Genomic DNA, 15,692 nt, shown 5'->3' with positions numbered 1-15,692 from the left:
CGCCCTGGGGCGTTGGCCCGGGATATCCCCCATCCTCGTGGAGTGCGCGCTATGAAGCTTGCAGGAGGCGTTCGCGCCGGGCTGGCCGTGTCGTTGATGTCCGGCGCGGCCGTGCTGGCAGGTCCCGCCGCGGCTCAGGACGCGAAGCCCGCGCCCGCGGCACTCACGAAGGTGGCGGGCTTCGCCCATCAGGTCACGGGCATCACCGTCAGCCGCGACGGGCGCATGTTCGTCAACTTCCCCCGCTGGAGCGAGGACGCGCCCGTCTCCGTGGCCGAGGTGAAGGACGGCACGCCTGTCCCCTATCCGGACGCGGAGTGGAATAGCTGGCGCAACGCCAAGAAGGACGAGGTCGACCCGAAGACCCACTTCGTCTGCGTGCAGAGCGTCGTGGCCGACGGTCAGGACCGTCTCTGGGTGGTCGACGCGGCCGCGCCCGCCATGGCGCACGTGGTCAAGGACGGCCCCAAGCTCGTCGGCATCGACCTGAAGACCAACCGGGTCGTGAAGACCATCCCGTTCGACACCAGCACGGTGCTGCAGGCCTCCTACATCAACGACGTGCGGATCGCGCCCGACGGCAAGACCGCCTACCTGACCGATTCCGGCGCCGAGGGGGCGCTGATCGTGGTGGATCTCGACAGCGGGTCCGCCAAGCGCGTGCTGTCCGGCCATGCCTCGACCATGCCGGACAAGAGCGTGACCGTGCAGTACGACGGCAAGCCGCTGCGCCGCCCGGACGGCCGCGGCGTCGAGTTCTCGGCCGACGGCATCGCCCTCTCGCCGGACGGGAAGACCCTGTACTGGCAGGCCATCAAGGGCAAGACGCTCTACAGCCTGCCGACCGACGCCCTCGCCGGCTGGGCGACCGCCTCCTTCGTGCCCGAGACGCTCAGCGACAGGACGCTGGAATCGAAGATCGTGACGGTCGGCGAGAACGGCCCCGCCGACGGCCTGCTGATCGCCCGCAAGGACGGCCGGATGTACGTGACCTCGCCGCAGGACAACGCCGTGAAGGTCCGCGACCTGACCGGCAAGGGGAGCGGCCTCACGACCCTGGTGCAGGACCCGCAGCTGCGGTGGCCGGACACGTTCAGCGAGGGACCGGACGGCACGATCTACGTGACGACGTCGCACATCCAGGACTCGGCCGACTACAAGCCGGGCGCGCCGATCAGCCTTCCCACGGAACTCTGGGCGATCCGGTCGGGACCGGGCGACGTCACCGGGTCCACGGCGCCCGGGACGGCTCGCTGAGGGCCGCTGCGGCCGCGCCCCGTCGTCCCGACGCGGGCCCCCCTCGCCCGGTCAGGTCGGCGGAGGCCGTGCTCGTGCTGCCGGGGGCATCGGCGTCGCCCGAGCCCCCGCGACGCGCCGGGCGGGGCCCGACCCGCCATCGCGCCCGCTGCGGCGCGGCCCGGGACCTCTAGACCAGCGCGTATCCGGCATCGGTCCGCTCGATCCGCCCGCGGGCGGCGAGATGCATCCCGGTCACGCTCAGGCCCTCCGTCGCCGCGCGATCGAGGACGCGCCGGCGGGTCGCGATCGCCTCCGCCGGGTCGGTGTCCCAGATCACCGTCCAATCCGGGTGCGGCATCTGCAGGAGCCGCGAGTGGACGATGTCGCCCCAGATCAGCAACCGGTCCGCGCCGTCCGCGATCAGCACGCCCATGTGCCCCGGCGTATGGCCGGGTAGCGGCAGCGCGTGGATGCCGGGCGCGAGTTCCGCCTCGCCCGAGACGTGGCGGGTCCGAGCGCGGTAGGCGGCGAGCACGGCCTGCGCCGTCTCGAACATCGGGCGCAGGGCGGCGGGCGCGGAGGCCCGGGCCCCGGCATCGGTCCAGTAGGCGACCTCGCGCGCCTGCACCACGAGCTCGGCGTTCGCGAACCGCGCCAGGCGTTCCGGCGTCAGGAGACCGCCCACGTGGTCGGCGTGGAGGTGGCTCAGCCAGATGGTCTCGACCTGATCGGGCCGCACGCCCTCCGCCGCGAGCGCGGCGGTCACGCGGTCGAAGCCCGGTCCGAAGACGGTGCCGCAGCCCGCATCCAGCAGCCAGTGGCGCGCGCCGCGCCGGATCAGGAAGGCGTTGACCGGCTCCGGCGACGGACCGTCCGCGCTGAGACCGGCACCCTGCAACAGCGCCCGTCCGGCCGGGCTCTCGGCCGCCGGCATCATGCGCGGCTCCAGCGGAAACAGCCCGTCGCGCAGCGGCGTCACGGTGAGCGCGCCGACCCGATAGGGTCCAGGCGCGGCCGCGGCGGGCTCGCGCAGGCCGAGCGGCAGCAGGGCGGAGGCGGCGAGCAGCCTGCGGCGGGAGAGATGAATTGCCATGGCGGGCTCTGCGGGAGACGGGACGCCGCCATCCTGCGGTGCGTGTCGGCCTCGGGCCAGGGACGGCCTCCCGCCCGCGACCGGGCATTCTTCCCGCGCTGACCGGCACAGCTTGCGCGCAGGCCCGGTCCCGGTGCCAAATCGGCGCGTCGTCTCGAGCCCGGCCGTTTCGCCCCCATGAGCCTGCCCGCGCATCTCGGCTTACGCCTCCTCGCGGTCGCCATCCTGTGCTTGGCCGGCGCCGTCGCCTGGACCGGCTGCGCGGCACAGGCGAGCCTGCGGCGGGAGGCCGCGATCTCGGCGGACCGGATCGCCGCGCAGCTCGCGCGTCAGCCGGGCCTCGGCAGCGCCGGCCCGGTCGCGATGGCCGCCGCGCCGCCGCAGCCCGCACCGGCGATCCTCACGCTCCTTCCGGGGATCTGCGCCGACATCCAGCTCGGCGTCGAACCGCCCCGGCGGGTCTGCGGCGACTGGGATGGCCTCGATGCCGCGCCCGGGTGGTTTCGGGCGGCGGACGCCGCGGTCGAGCCGACGATCCGCGCCGTCGTCTATCGGGAGCGCGCGATCGGCAGCGTCACGTCCTGGCCCGACCCGACCGCCGCGGCGGCCCGTGTCTGGCAGCGGGTTCGCCTCGCCGGCGGGCTCGCGCTCGCTCTGACGGCGGCGACACTGCTTCTCAACTGGCTCGCCGTCACGCGCCTCGTCGCGCCGGCCCGGCAGATCGTGCACGGGCTGGCGAACGTCGACGCGGCCCGCGCCCGGTCGCCGCTGCCGCGCTTCGCAGCCGCCGAGTTCGACCGGATCGCCCGCGCCTGCGACGATCTCGCCGACCGTCTCGTCCGCGCCGAGGCCGCGCGCGCGGAGCTGATGCAGCGGCTCGTCACGGTGCAGGAAGAGGAGCGGCAGGCGCTCGCGCGGGACCTGCACGACGCCTTCGGCCAGTGCCTCGCAGCCGCGGGCGCGCGGGCGGCCGCGATCGAACTCGCCGCGCCCCACGATCGCGAGGATCTCCGCGCGGACGCGCGCGGCATCGAGGCCGTGATCGCCAGCATGCGGGAGAGCCTGCGCGGGGCGTTGGCGCGCCTCGAACTGCCCGATCTCGCCGAGACCGGGCTGGAGGACGCGCTGCGGGGCCTCGTGGCGGATTGGCGGGGGCAGCTCAGGTCCGGCCCGGCCCTCCATCTCGACGTGGCCGGCGACCTCGCCGACATGCCGGTGACCGTCGCGGCGAGTCTCTACCGCGTCGCGCAGGAGCTCCTGACCAACGCCCTCCGCCACGGGCGTCCGAGCCGGATCTTCCTGCGGGTCGTCCGGGCGGAGACCGGAGCGCGACCGGTGACGCTCACCCTGGACGACGACGGCAGGGGCGATGTGTCCCGCACGGCGTCCGGGACGGGCCGCGGGCTCGTCGGCATCCGCGCGCGCCTCGCCGCCCTCGGGGGCACCCTCGCGCTGACCGGCACCGGCAACGGGATCCGCGCCTGCGCGACCGTCCCGACCGCGGGCTGAGGCGCCATGGCCGCGTCCATCCTCCTCGTCGACGACCATCCGGTCGTGCGCGAGGGCTACCGCCGCCTGATCGAGCGCCAGCCGGGACTCGCCGTGACGGCGGAGGCGGCGAGCGCGGCGGAGGCCTACCGCCAGTACAAGGCGCACGGGCCGGATCTCGTGATCCTCGACCTGTCGCTTCCGGGACCGAGCGGCATCGAGGCCATCCGGCACATCCGCCAGTGGGACAAAACGGCCCGCATCCTCGTCTTCAGCATGCGCACCGGGGCCGTCGTCGCGCGCCAAGCTTTCGCCGCCGGGGCGTGTGGCTATGTCAGCAAGGCGAGCCCGCCGCGCGAGTTGCTGGCGGCGGTGGCCGCCGTGCTGCGCGGCGAGCGGGCGATGAGCGCCGACATCGCGCGCGCGATCGCCCAGGACGACGTTGCGGGCGGGCGCGCGGCGGTCGACGCGCTGAGCCCGCGGGAAGTCGAAATCCTGAGCCTGACCGCGGCGGGAATGACCGCGCAGGCCGTGGCCGAGGCCCTCTGCGTGAGCCTGAAGACCGTGCACAACAACCTGTCGGGGATCCGCGCCAAGCTCGGTGCCCGCACCGATGCACACCTCGTCTGGATCGCCCTGGGCGCCGGGCTCGTGTCCCCGCCCGAGGCGCCGGCCGGCAGGACGTGACGGGGACCGCGCGCGCGCGCGAACTCCGATCGAGGCCCGCCGCGCCGCAACCGTCGCGGCGCTCGGCGTCGGCGCGCCCTGCGGGCCGGCCTGTCGCTCGACGCCCTGCCCCGCTCCGGTTCCTGAGGTCAGCGGCGCCAGCCGCGTGACCGCGCGTGCATTGATCTGACTGAGGGCTGATCCTTCCCGACATCCGTCAGCGGGCGGCGCGCCGCGTTTAATCCGCGCCGATGCGTGCGTGGGGGCACTCCGCGATTGCATGTCGTCGCCTACATTGCCATCGCGGCGGAAAATTATGGCTCCATTCAAGGCTCGTGATTTTGCCGAGACTGCGGATTAAACGACGATTACATGCGAACGGCGTCGCTGCTCTTGGCTGGCGCGGAGCGGGCGCACCCGATGCCCGGGTTGTCGCTCGCGGATCTCCTGCCGGTCGTCGGTTCTCGCCGCGAGGACGGGCGCGTCCCGCCGCGCAGGCACATCAGAGCGGAGATTGAATCGGGAGGCTCGCCATGACTGTCGGAACAACACTGACGCGCGGAGCGGTCATCGGCCTCGTCGCGCCGTTCATCGGCATCCATGCGGCGCTGGCAGCCCCGTTCACGGGGACGGGCGGCGGCCCTGAGACCACGATCAACGCGCCGTACCGCTCGTCGGTGGGGCAGACGGTGCCGCCCGGCGCGGGGGCCGCGCCGCTGCACGATCCGCGCGAGCGGACGCGCCGGCAGAAGGACCTCGACGCAGTCCTCGGCAGCGTCTGCGACGGGTGCTGACACCGTCGCGACAGGTCCGCCTCACTCATCGACTGGCACGAACGGGAACGAGCAGTTGCGTCCTCCACACGACATCCGAATCCTCAGCCAGGTGCGCTGCCACCTCGGCGAAGGGCCGAGCTACGATCCGCGTACCGGGACGGCGTGGTGGGTCGATATCCTGGAAGCGCGCCTGTTCGAGAAGCCGATCGCCAGCGCCCAGAAGGCGCTGGTCCACGTCCTGCCCGTCCAGGTCAGCGACGTCGCGGCGATCGACGGCGCCCACCAGCTGCTCTCGGCGGAGGACGGTCTCTATGTCCGGTCGATCCGGGACGGGGACATCCGGATGCTCTGCCCCCTCGAGGAGGATCTGCTCGACAACCGCTCCAACGACGGCCGCGTCCATCCGAGCGGGGCCCTGTGGATCGGCACGATGGATCGCGACGCCACCAAGGGGCGTGGATCGATCTATCACGTGGCCGGCACGAAGGTGCACCGCCTCTTCGGTGGCCTGACGATCCCCAACGGCATCAGCTTCTCGCCGGACGGCGCCACCGGCTACTTCGTCGATACCGACGTCGGCGTGCTTCACCGCGTGCCGCTCGACCCGAGGACCGGGCTGCCGCGGGGGCCGGTCGCGATCCACTTCGACCATCGCGGCGGCGAGGGCGCGATCGACGGGGCCGCCGTCGATGCCGAGGGCCTGATCTGGACGGCGCGCTTCGGCGCCGGCTGCCTCGACGCCTACAGCCCCGCGGGCGAGCGGGTCCGCACCGTCTCGGTGCCGATGCGGCAACCGACCTGCCCGACCTTCGCGGGCCGCGACCTCGACCGCCTGCTGGTCACGTCCGCCTACGAGGGCATGGACGCGGCGGACCGCGCCGAGGATCCGGAGCACGGCCGAACCATCCTGATCGACGTGGGCGCGCGGGGGCTGCTGGAGCCGGCCTTCCGGCTCTGCGCCTGACCCAGCGGATCCGGCCGGAACCCGTTCCTCGCGCGCCCTCGGCCCGGGCGTCGGAGCCCGACCCTCAGGAGATTCCATGACCGACGCGGGCGAGCGCCCCTATCAGCCCATCGAAGCCTACGCCCTCCTCAGCAACTGCGAGGGGTGCGCGCTCGTCGCCCGCGACGGGTCGATCGACTGGGCCTGCCTGGAGCGCTTCGACGCCGACCCGGCCTTCTCCCGGCTGCTCGACCGCCGGCGCGGCGGCCATTTCTCCATCCGCCCCGAGGGGCGGTACGAGACGACGCGGCAGTACCTGAGCCGCAGCAACATCCTGGAGACCACCTTCACCACGCCGGACGGCTTCGTGACCCTGCACGACTTCATGGTCGGGCCGGAGGGCGGCCCGGACCGGCCCCGGTTGGTCCGGCACGTCAGCGGCGTGTCGGGCCGCGTCCCGATGGCGGTCGCCTACCGGCCGCTGGCGGGCTTCGCCGAGGCCGTCGCGCCGCCGGAGATCGCGGACGGGCGGGTGACGGCACCGGGATGCCCGGGCCTCGTCGCGGATGTCGAGTTCGTGCGGGACGGGACCGGCGCCGCGGCGCGGTTCGTCCTGGAGGGCGGGCAGGCGCGGAGCTTCAGCCTCTACGGCGATGCCCTGCCGGCCGCGCCGCCGGCCGCGCGCGCCCTGATGGAGCGGACGCGCAGCGCCTGGGTGCTGTGGACGCAGGACGCCGCCTATACCGGGCCGCTCGCGGACGAGCTGATCCGGTCGGCGCTCGTGCTCAAGGCGCTGACCTACGCGCCGACCGGCGCGATGGTGGCGGCGGCCACGACCTCGCTGCCGGAGGAGATCGGCGGGATCCGCAACTGGGATTACCGGTTCTGCTGGATCCGCGACGCGTGCCTGTCCTTCTACGTCCTGAAGAAGTTCGGCATGCTGCGCGAAGCCGAGGCCTTCTTCGGGTTCGTGGCCGAACTCTGCGCGCGGGCGAAGGGGCGGCTGCGGCCGCTCTACAGCGTCTCGGGCGAGGCCGATCTCACCGAGGCCACGATCGCGCATTTCGAGGGCTGGCGGGGCAGCGCGCCGGTTCGGGCGGGCAACGAGGCCGCCGAGCAGCATCAGGCCGACGCGTACGGACAGGTGCTCGACCTGCTCTACCTCTACACACGCCTGGGCGGCACGCTCCCGGACGCGATGCACGGGCACGGCGCCCGGCTGGCCGACATCTCCGCCGCGCACTGGCACCGGCCCGACGCGGGCCTCTGGGAGCCGCGCAAGCCCGAGCAGCGCTACCTCCACGCGGCGATCATGAACTGGGTCGCCCTGGACCGGGCGATCCGCCTGTTCGGCCCGCGCGAGACCTGGTGCCGGGAGCGCGACCGGATCGTCGCGTGCGTGAACGGCCCGGGGATCCACCGGGACGGCTACTACCCGCAATACCTCGGCGGGGACGACGTCGATGCCGCCCTGCTGATGGCGCCCATGGTCGGCTTCCCGGTCGACGAGGCCGCCTTCGCCCGGACCGTGGACGTCGTCATCGAGCGCCTCGGGCACGGCCACCTCGTCTACCGCTACCGCAACGGCGACGGCCTGCCCGGCCACGAGGGCACGTTCCTGCTCTGCGCCTTCTGGCTGGTCGACGCGCTGCTCTGGCTCGGCCGGGACGCGGAGGCGCGGCTGCGCTTCAACGCCCTGCGCGCCCTCCAGAACGACGTCGGGCTCTACGCCGAGGAGGTCGCGCCGGACGGCGCGTTCCTGGGGAACTTCCCGCAGGCGTTCAGCCATCTCGGCTTCATCCACAGCGCCCTGATGCTCGACCTGTTCGACCACGGCGGCCGCGCGGCGGTGCAGGGCACCTACGCCGACCGGTCCCTGCGCGAGACGGCGCTGCGCCGGAGCCCGACCCTGGGCGGGCCCGCCTGACCGCCGCGCGTTCCGCCCTGCCCGCCTCGCCACCCGCGTCGCTACCTGGAGTGCCCATGTCCCGATCGAGCCGTCACGAAGCCCGTCTCCTGAGCGTCGACGAGGCCGATCTCGTCGCGCGCTCGCATCATCCCAGGCTCGCCGAGGCCGATGACGGCGGCTTGGCGGAGCTGGTCGCGCGTCTTCGGGAAAGCCGTGACCGCGCGCGGCATATCTCCCGCCGGCAGCGCCGCGAGCTGCGCGGCAAGGCCGACCCGTCCGGCGCGCGGGCCGCGACGGACAACACCGGGACACGCCGGAAGGCCGCGGTGCTGGCGGCCGCGGTGAAGCGCGCCAGCAAGGAGAGCGAGCGCAGGCGCAACGCCCGGGCGCGCGGTCGCCTGGTCACGAGCTCCCGCAGGGCGCTGGCAATGAAGCAGGCCGCCGGCGATCCCGGTCCCGCGCGGCCGTCCACGCGCGAAGCGCACGATGGCATGCGGCCCGTGCCCAACGACGGCCTCGCACCGTCGGGCGCCCTCGACAGTGCGGGCCATGAGATCGCGCGGCGGCGCGGCGGCGGACCGCGGTAGCGCCGGACCCGGCCGGCCCGAGCGGGCGCTCCGGGCCTAGCCCTGCTCCCCCCCGGCGTCCGCCTCCGCGGCATCTCACCGGGAGCGGACGGGCCGGAGCGGATCTCGCGAGGTCCCGCTCCAGGCTCCCTGTCGAAGAGCGCGACCGCGCCCAAGGACGGAGCGACAGGGGTCGTCAGTCCTGGCAGGGTGGGATCCGTTCGCGGCCCTGGGCCGATGCAGAGCGCGCACCGACAGGTGCGGGCACGAGGATGTCGTCGATGCGGGGCGCCGCGCTGGTTTTCGGAACACTTCTCGTCATCGCGACCTTCGTGTGGTTCATGTACTTCGTCCCTCTGGGATGCGCGATGAACACGACGGGATGCCGGGAGACGTTCACCGTCTGGAGCGGCGGCGGCCTGGTCCATTTCTGGGCCCCGCTCCTTGTCGCAGCCTCGGCGATCGTCTTCGGATTGTCGGGCTCCAGGTAGATTGGCGGTGTCATCGTCCCTCGATGGATGCGCACCGATCTCGACAGTCGTCGACGGATCTGTTCGGGAGCGATGAGGCGATCGTCGATGTCGTGGCGGGCGATGCGGCCGGGATCATCGCGATGGCCGGGCAGACGTTCCGGTGATCTTGCTCGCGGGTCACAGCCCGGCGTGGCGGCGCGAGCGGCCGATATCGGCGGTGGCAACCTGGTCCACCGGACGGTGTTGGGTCCCCCGGAGGTCGTTTCGGTATGGCGCGTCGCATCCTGGTCACCGGCGCCAGCATCGCCGGCAACACGGCGGCCTGGTGGCTCGGCCGCAGCGGCTTCGACGTGACCGTGGTCGAGCGCGCGCCCGCCTTCCGGGATGGTGGGCAGAACGTCGACGTGCGCGGCGTCGGTCGCACGGTGCTGCGCCGGATGGGCCTGGAGCGGGCCGCCCTCGACAGCGGTACCGGCGAGGAGGGGACGGCCTGGATCGACGGTCAGGGGCGGGTCGCCGCGCGATTCGACGTCGCCGGGTCCGCGGGCGATGGCCCGACCGCCGAGATGGAGATCCTGCGCGGCGACCTGGCCCGCCTTCTCTACGAGCCGGCCCGGGAGCGGGCCCGCTACCGCTTCGGCGACCGCGTGGCCCGCGTCGCGGAGGACGAGGACGCGGTCGCCGTCACCTTCGCGAACGGCGCGACGGAACGCTACGACGCGGTGATCGTGGCCGAGGGCGTCGGCTCATCGACCCGCGAGCTCGTCTTTCCCGGGGAGAATGCGCCGCGCTGGATGGATCTGACCATCGCCTACTTCACCATTCCCCGAACCCCCGACGACGACCGGATGTGGCGCTGGTTCAACGCGAGGGGCGGCCGCAGTATCTCGCTGCGGCCGGACCAGCACGGCACCACGCGCGCGATGCTGACGCTCCGTCAACCGCCCGGCGGCGAGCAGGAATGGGATATCGCCCGGCAGAAGGCGTTCCTGCGGGCGCGTTTCGAGGGCGCCGGGTGGCAAGCCGAGCGCGTCGTGGCTGGTCTGGACGGGGCGGACGATTTCTACCTCGACGTCCTGCGCCAGGTGCGGATGAAGCGCTGGTCGTCCGGCCGCGTCGCGCTGACCGGCGACGCGGCTTGGTGCGCGACGCCGCTCGCGGGAATCGGAACGACGCTGGCGGTCACCGGCGCCTGCGTGCTGGCCGGCGAGCTGGCCCGCGCCGACACGGTCGGGGCCGCGTTCGCGGCGTACGAACGGGCGATGCGCCCGTATGTCGAGCGGGCGCAGAGTGTTCCCAAGCTCGCGCCGAAGCTCATGAACCCGCGGACGCGGACCGGCATCCGTCTCCTCCACGCGGCCCTGAACGTCGCGAGTCGGCCCGTGGTTCGCCGCGTCACCGCGAAGCTGTTCGACGGGCGATCCGAGGAGCCCGATCTCTCCGCTTATCTCGGTCGATCGGCTTGAGCCGACAGCGCGGCACCCGCGCGCCGCACGGTTTTACCGCGAGCGCTCGGATCTCCGCGGCCCGGCGCGCTGCGGGCTCTGACCCGGGGCTGGTGCGCGACACCGTCTGTTGTCGGCGCCGCCCGTGCCGGCACGCAGGTCAGTGCCGGCACGCGACAATCCTATCCATCCCCGTGAGATCAATGCCCGGTCTTTCGTGAAGCGGATCCCTGCCGGGTCCCGACGCGCGCGAGCATGTCGAGGGCGTCACCGATCGCCGCGAACGCCGCGGTGTTGTCGAAGATGCACCACGCGCGACGGCCGAGGGCCTCGTGCTCTTCGAGGCGCTCGGCGATCCGGGACAGGACGCGCGGCTCGTACGCCGAGTGGTACATCCGCGGCGAGCCGTGGAGCCGGTAGTAGACGAGGTCCGGCCAGCCGCCGGGCACGGCGGCGTTCCGGACCGGCGCGGGGTCGGCCGCGACGCGGGCGATCGCGAGGCCGACGAGCAGGCGATCGACATCCTGGGTGAACCACGTGGCGTGGCGCGGCTCACAGACGATGTCGCCCGGGAAGCGCCGCCGGAATTCCGTCAGGAAGGACGCCGCGGACGGGCTGTCGAAGGCCAGACTCGGCGGGAGCTGGAGCAGCAGCGGCCCGAGCCTCGTCCCGAGACCTGCGACCTCACCGAGGAAGCGCGCGAGGGGCTCGTCCGCTCCGATGAGGCGCCGCTCGTGCGTGACCGATCGCGGCACCTTCACGGCGAAGCGGAACCCGTCCGGCACCGCCGCGGCCCATTTCGCGTACGTCGTCACCCGATGGGGCCGATAGAAGGAGGAGTTGATCTCGACGGCGGGAAAGCGCTGTCCGTACCGCTCCAGGTGGCTGCCCGCCTCTGGAAATCGCGGCGCGTAGGTCTTGGGCAGGCTCCAGCCCGCGGTACCGACGGCGATGGTGTCTGATGGATGCATGGAATACCGCTCGTGGCCGAAGCCATGCCGGCCCGACCGGCGATCGGTAGACCGGGACCTGCGCGCATGCGAGCGCTCGACGAGGTGTTCGACCGTCTCCCGCACTCCGCGTTCCGTCGACGATTCCGGCTGGCGCCCGCCGATCGCGCTTATCTCCGGGCGAAGGGGCTCCCGACGGTCCTGGACCATGCGCGGGACTTCGTGCGGCGACGCCTCGCGCCCGCCGAGCCCAGGAACGATGGCAAGCAGACGCCCTTCCGCGGCCACCCCGTCTTCACAGCGCAGCACGCGACGGCAACCTGCTGCCGCGGCTGTCTGGCCAAGTGGCACGCGATCCCCGCGGGCCGGGAATTGACCGCGGCCGAGCAGGCCCACGCGGTCGCGGCGATCGCGCGCTGGCTGCGCTCCCAGGACGTCGAGGCCTGAGGCGCGCCCGAGCCCGGGCGCTGCCGCCGGGCGCCGCGATTCCCGACACGCCCGCCGAAGCGGTTCAGGCCCGGCGGCGTGCCGTCGCTGGTCGCGGCGTCCGGGCCGACCGGCCCCGCCGCTTCTCCCGCTCCGCGGATTTCTTGCCCTTCGTCCCTCCGGCACTCGCCTCGCCCCTCCCCTGCCGCGGCGGCGCGGCGTGCGCGTCGAGGAAGCGGCGGCACGCGTCGAAGTCGGTCTCCGCCTCCGGAGGGCACGGGACGCCGCGCTGCTGGGCGAGGCTGCGCGCGTAGCCGAGCATCGCCGCGCTCGGGATCCGCTGGCCGCCGGCGTGGTCCGCCTGCGCGGCGCGCGGTCCGGCATGGGTGTCGAGGAACGCGCGGCAGACGCTGATGCTGCTCCTGCAGCCGCGCGGCAGCGTCACGCCCTTCCGCTCGGAGAGGCTCACCGCGAACGCCATCATGGCCGGCGTCGGTGGCCGCTGGTCGCCCTGACCGGCTGGGATCAGGCTCGGATCGAGGCTGACCGCCGGCGCCTGCGCGATCGCGGCGATCAGGTCGTCGAGACGGGCGCGGGTGCGCTGCCGGAAGGCGTTCGCGCGCGCGACGGCCTCGGCCCGCGTGGCCGCCCGTCCGATCTCGGCGAGCTCCGCCTCGAACATGGCGCGCCCGACCGGATCCCCGTAGGCCGGGAACACCCCGCGCACCGCGCGGATGAAGGTCCGGCCGACCTCGGTGACCTCGATGGCCGGATCCTTTCCCGTCGACAGCGTGATGTAGCGGCTCTTCAGGAGCTTGGGCAGGATCGTGTCCCGGGTCGCGGCGGTCCCGAGCCCCTTCGGCTCGTTCGGGTTGGCCGGGTTCTCCAGGGCGCGCTTGGCGGCCGGATCGTCCACCTGGTCGATCAGCCGACCCATCACCACCGGCAACTCGCCCCGGGTGATCCGCCGCGGCGGCTCGGTCATCGCGGTGGCGACGTCCGCCGTCGCGGCGGAGGCGGCCTCGCCGTCGGTCACGAGCGGCAGGCGGGTGGCGGTGGCTTCCGCCTCGCGCTTGGCCTTGCCGGGCACGACGTCCGCCTCGGCCTCGGCCTCGCTGCCGTAGATCGCGCGCCAACCGGGCGCGCGCACGACGCTGCCGGAGACGGCGAACCGCTTCACGCCGAGCGGTGTCTCGACCTCCGCCGTGACGCTCGTGCGCGCGTCGACACCGTCGGGAAGGTGCGCGGCGAGGTAGGCCTTCGCCACGAGCTCCCACAATCGGAACTGATCGGCGCCGAGACGGCCGCGCTCGGGCGCCTTGCGCAGGGGCACGATGGCGTGGTGCTCGCCCGGATCCGCGACGTAGTGGCCCTTGAGACCGCGACGGATCAGCGGCGCAGCGTCTCGCGGAACCACCGCGTTCAGATCGGTCAGGACGGTCGTGACGGCCGCGATGACCGCGGCGGCATCGCCGGCCTGGCCCTCCGGCAGGTGCTCGGACTCCGTGCGCGGGTAGCTGAGGTACCCCTGATCGTAGAGGTCCTGGGCGACGCCGGCCGTGTGCTGCGGGTCCCAGCCGAACCGCTTGGCGCAGCGCCGCGCCAGGGTATCCTTCGAGAACAGCCGGGGCGGTGCGCGCCGGACATCCTTGTGCGCGACCGCCAGAGGGCCCGACCACGTCGCCGCGGCGGACCGGATCGTCTCGGCGATCGCCGCGTCGAAGATCCGCTCCTTCGGGGCGTGCCAGAGGGTGAGTTCCGCGCCCGAGCGGGTGGCCAGGTGCACCGCGACCTTGAAGAAGTCCTGCGGCACGAAGGACCGGATCCGCTCCTCCAAATCCGTCAGGATGGCGAGGGTGGGCGTCTGCACGCCGCCGAAGCGCCACGGCTCCCGGAAGGCGGGCGGGCGCAGGCGCAGCGAGATCGCCCGCGTGCCGTTCAGGCCGAGATGATAGTCCTCGTACTGCCGGCAGAGCGCCTCGAGGTAGGCGGCGTAGTCCCGCTCGCCCGAGTCGGGATCCTTGGCCAGGGCCGCGAAGGCGCGTCGGATCGACACTTCGTCGAGCGCGCCGAGCTTGAGCCGGTCGACACGCCCGTGCCAGCCGAGATGCTCGAGCACTTCCCAGGCGATCATCGAGCCCTCACGACCGGGATCGGTGGCGATGATCACGCGCTCGACGCCGGTCAGCGCCTGCCGGATCGCGGCGATCTTCGACTCGTGCGACTGGCCGGACCGGTTCGTCCCGTAGCCGACCGGGATCGTGGCGAGGACGATCGGGAGGACGTCGAAGCGCCAGGGCTTCCACTCGGGCCGGATGCTGCCCGGCTCCTCGGCCGACAGCAGGTGTCCCTCCGCGGCCACGCAGACCGTGCTCGGCGAGCGGAAGAAGCGCTGCAACTGGCGCATCGCCGAGGGCTTCTCGAAGAAGAACAGCGTGCGACCGGAGCTCGGAGGTGGCATGTCGCTGACCGATAGGACTGTCGCCGCACCGGGCGGTGGTTCCCATTTTGTTCCAGACGGGTGCCGCTTGCAACCGGCGCCATCGATCGAGGGTTAGCCGAGGCCGCGGCACCGCGGGGGCGCCTGCGGCGCCGGTCACGAGAGCTCCGTTCGCCGAGCCGACGCATCGGATCGGTCGAGACCGTCGCGGACGCCTGGAGGCTCTGCCTTCGCAGCCCGTCGGACGGAGGAGCGTGGCGCGCGGTGGCTCCCTCCGGGCGCGGTCGTGTCCGAGCCGGGCGAGGCCGCCGGGTGCACCGGGCATGCCGTGTCGCCGGATCTTCGCCTGCGTGCGCCGCGCCATCGACGGCCGGGCGTTCGGCGCCCCGAAGGCTCCGAACGCCCGGCTGCGCGACACGGTCTTCCCGCCCCTAAGACCTGCCGGGACGGGCCGGCATCCTGCTGGCGTGGAACCGAGACCCGGTCGCCCACTAGCCGGCGCCGTGCGCCGAGACGGTCTTGTTGCCGTGAATGAGCTCCCGGCCGGCATAGAGCCCGCCGACGACCTGAAGATCGAGACGCTCCGCGTCGCGGCGCCGGACCTCTTCCATGATCGCGCTGGCCGCTTCCGGGTCGGCGCCGGTCGTCAGGAGGGCCTGCTCGCCGAGGAGCAGGGCCGAGGCGACAGTCTCCCGGATCTGGTAGGCCACGCCGGCCTGGATCAGTTCGACAGCGTGTTCCCGATCGCGGGCGCGCGCCAGCACGGGTACCAGGGGGAATTCCGCCTTGGCGATCTCCGCGACGCGCCTGGCCATGGCGGTGTCGTCGACGCAGATCAGGATCGCCCGCGCCGTCGCGGCACCGGCCGCGTGGAGGATGTCGAGGCGCGTGCCGTCGCCGTAATAGACCTTGAAGCCGAAGCCCTCGGCGAGACGGATGTTGCCCGGGTTCGTGTCGATGATCGAGACGGAGCAGCCCTGAGCGATCAGCGGCTGACTGGCGATCTGACCGAAGCGACCGAACCCGACGATGAGGGCGCTGCCCACGAGATCCTCGGGCGCCTCGACGCCGTCGGTGGACAGGGCGGCCTTGGGGCCGAGACGGTCGAAGGCGACGACCATCAGCGGCGTGATCGCCATCGACAGGATGATGGTGGCGGTCAGGACGGCGTTGGTCGTGCCGTCGATGATGCCGGCGCTCGCGGCGGCCGCGTACAGCACGAAGGCGAACTCGCCGCCCTGCGCCATGAGGGCCGCGCGCTCCAGCGACTCGGCATGG

General features: G+C 73.1%; 14 protein-coding genes (1 of these 14 only partly in view). 9 read left to right on the top strand and 5 right to left on the bottom strand.

Features of this window, described 5'->3' with window-relative positions; genetic code table 11:
• Window positions 1-51 precede the first annotated feature (51 nt).
• Window positions 52-1,257 carry an L-dopachrome tautomerase-related protein gene (locus J3A75_RS33865; protein ID WP_209651226.1) on the top strand — a complete coding sequence of 402 codons (1,206 nt, stop codon included), beginning with the start codon at window positions 52-54 and terminating at the stop codon, window positions 1,255-1,257.
• A gap of 169 nt (window positions 1,258-1,426) precedes the next feature.
• Here the strand turns inward: J3A75_RS33865 and J3A75_RS33860 are convergent, their stop codons facing one another.
• Window positions 1,427-2,332 carry an MBL fold metallo-hydrolase gene (locus tag J3A75_RS33860; RefSeq protein WP_012329627.1) on the bottom strand — a complete coding sequence of 302 codons (906 nt, stop codon included), beginning with the start codon at window positions 2,330-2,332 and terminating at the stop codon, window positions 1,427-1,429.
• 177 nt (window positions 2,333-2,509) lie between these two features.
• Between J3A75_RS33860 and J3A75_RS33855 the strand changes: the two genes are divergently transcribed.
• From J3A75_RS33855 to J3A75_RS33830, 6 genes are all read left to right on the top strand, one after another.
• Window positions 2,510-3,841 (top strand): sensor histidine kinase, encoded by a 1,332-nt coding sequence (locus J3A75_RS33855; protein ID WP_053620995.1) that lies wholly within the window; start codon window positions 2,510-2,512, stop codon window positions 3,839-3,841.
• 6 nt (window positions 3,842-3,847) lie between these two features.
• Window positions 3,848-4,507, top strand: coding sequence for a response regulator transcription factor (locus tag J3A75_RS33850; RefSeq protein WP_012329629.1), 660 nt, complete (start codon window positions 3,848-3,850; stop codon window positions 4,505-4,507).
• A gap of 512 nt (window positions 4,508-5,019) precedes the next feature.
• Window positions 5,020-5,280, top strand: coding sequence for a hypothetical protein (locus J3A75_RS33845; RefSeq protein WP_012329630.1), 261 nt, complete (start codon window positions 5,020-5,022; stop codon window positions 5,278-5,280).
• A 55-nt stretch (window positions 5,281-5,335) separates the two neighbouring features.
• Window positions 5,336-6,226, top strand: a complete 891-nt coding sequence (locus J3A75_RS33840) for an SMP-30/gluconolactonase/LRE family protein (protein ID WP_012329631.1) — start codon at window positions 5,336-5,338, stop codon at window positions 6,224-6,226.
• Between the two features lie 76 nt (window positions 6,227-6,302).
• A complete protein-coding gene (locus J3A75_RS33835; RefSeq protein WP_209651225.1) occupies window positions 6,303-8,132 on the top strand; it encodes a glycoside hydrolase family 15 protein in 1,830 nt (609 codons plus the stop codon).
• A gap of 56 nt (window positions 8,133-8,188) precedes the next feature.
• A complete protein-coding gene (locus J3A75_RS33830; RefSeq protein ID WP_058607724.1) occupies window positions 8,189-8,701 on the top strand; it encodes a hypothetical protein in 513 nt (170 codons plus the stop codon).
• A gap of 175 nt (window positions 8,702-8,876) precedes the next feature.
• Here the strand turns inward: J3A75_RS33830 and J3A75_RS33825 are convergent, their stop codons facing one another.
• Window positions 8,877-9,377, bottom strand: a complete 501-nt coding sequence (locus tag J3A75_RS33825) for a hypothetical protein (RefSeq protein ID WP_209651224.1) — start codon at window positions 9,375-9,377, stop codon at window positions 8,877-8,879.
• Window positions 9,378-9,422: 45 nt separating this feature from the next.
• Between J3A75_RS33825 and J3A75_RS33820 the strand changes: the two genes are divergently transcribed.
• Complete coding sequence (locus J3A75_RS33820; protein ID WP_209651223.1) at window positions 9,423-10,619, top strand: FAD-dependent monooxygenase; 1,197 nt, start codon at window positions 9,423-9,425, stop codon at window positions 10,617-10,619.
• A gap of 179 nt (window positions 10,620-10,798) precedes the next feature.
• Here J3A75_RS33820 and J3A75_RS33815 read toward each other — a convergent pair whose 3' ends face one another.
• Window positions 10,799-11,569, bottom strand: a complete 771-nt coding sequence (locus tag J3A75_RS33815) for a DUF72 domain-containing protein (RefSeq protein ID WP_209651222.1) — start codon at window positions 11,567-11,569, stop codon at window positions 10,799-10,801.
• A 66-nt stretch (window positions 11,570-11,635) separates the two neighbouring features.
• Here J3A75_RS33815 and J3A75_RS33810 point away from each other — a divergent pair, with 66 nt between their 5' ends.
• The gene (locus J3A75_RS33810; protein WP_029358067.1) at window positions 11,636-11,995 is read left to right on the top strand and encodes a DUF4186 domain-containing protein; all 360 of its coding nucleotides are present in this window, start codon (window positions 11,636-11,638) and stop codon (window positions 11,993-11,995) included.
• Between the two features lie 64 nt (window positions 11,996-12,059).
• Here the strand turns inward: J3A75_RS33810 and J3A75_RS33805 are convergent, their stop codons facing one another.
• Window positions 12,060-14,435: a type IA DNA topoisomerase gene (locus J3A75_RS33805; protein WP_209651221.1), complete on the bottom strand. Its 2,376-nt coding sequence runs from the start codon at window positions 14,433-14,435 to the stop codon at window positions 12,060-12,062.
• Between the two features lie 470 nt (window positions 14,436-14,905).
• Window positions 14,906-15,692: the end of a monovalent cation:proton antiporter-2 (CPA2) family protein gene (locus J3A75_RS33800; RefSeq protein ID WP_012329639.1), read on the bottom strand. The gene runs 980 nt beyond the window's last position; only the last 787 of its 1,767 coding nucleotides appear in the window; the start codon falls outside the window, past its right edge; it ends in the stop codon at window positions 14,906-14,908.

It is taken from the genome of Methylobacterium sp. PvP105 (genome assembly GCF_017876975.1).
GTDB classification, from domain to species: Bacteria; Pseudomonadota; Alphaproteobacteria; order Rhizobiales; family Beijerinckiaceae; genus Methylobacterium; species Methylobacterium radiotolerans.
The sequence above is the reverse complement of the archived record's forward strand: the minus strand, read 5'-3'. Positions and strand labels throughout refer to the sequence as shown.

Bases quoted from the DNA above. Each gene is read 5' to 3' on its own strand.
- J3A75_RS33830 (WP_058607724.1), top strand. From the start codon at position 8,189: ATGTCCCGATCGAGCCGTCACGAAGCCCGTCTCCTGAGCGTCGACGAG.
- J3A75_RS33820 (WP_209651223.1), top strand. From the start codon at position 9,423: ATGGCGCGTCGCATCCTGGTCACCGGCGCCAGCATCGCCGGCAACACG.
- J3A75_RS33855 (WP_053620995.1), top strand. From the start codon at position 2,510: ATGAGCCTGCCCGCGCATCTCGGCTTACGCCTCCTCGCGGTCGCCATC.
- J3A75_RS33810 (WP_029358067.1), top strand. From the start codon at position 11,636: ATGCGAGCGCTCGACGAGGTGTTCGACCGTCTCCCGCACTCCGCGTTC.
- J3A75_RS33845 (WP_012329630.1), top strand. From the start codon at position 5,020: ATGACTGTCGGAACAACACTGACGCGCGGAGCGGTCATCGGCCTCGTC.
- J3A75_RS33835 (WP_209651225.1), top strand. From the start codon at position 6,303: ATGACCGACGCGGGCGAGCGCCCCTATCAGCCCATCGAAGCCTACGCC.
- J3A75_RS33815 (WP_209651222.1), bottom strand. From the start codon at position 11,569: ATGCATCCATCAGACACCATCGCCGTCGGTACCGCGGGCTGGAGCCTG.
- J3A75_RS33865 (WP_209651226.1), top strand. From the start codon at position 52: ATGAAGCTTGCAGGAGGCGTTCGCGCCGGGCTGGCCGTGTCGTTGATG.
- J3A75_RS33860 (WP_012329627.1), bottom strand. From the start codon at position 2,332: ATGGCAATTCATCTCTCCCGCCGCAGGCTGCTCGCCGCCTCCGCCCTG.
- J3A75_RS33850 (WP_012329629.1), top strand. From the start codon at position 3,848: ATGGCCGCGTCCATCCTCCTCGTCGACGACCATCCGGTCGTGCGCGAG.
- J3A75_RS33805 (WP_209651221.1), bottom strand. From the start codon at position 14,435: ATGCCACCTCCGAGCTCCGGTCGCACGCTGTTCTTCTTCGAGAAGCCC.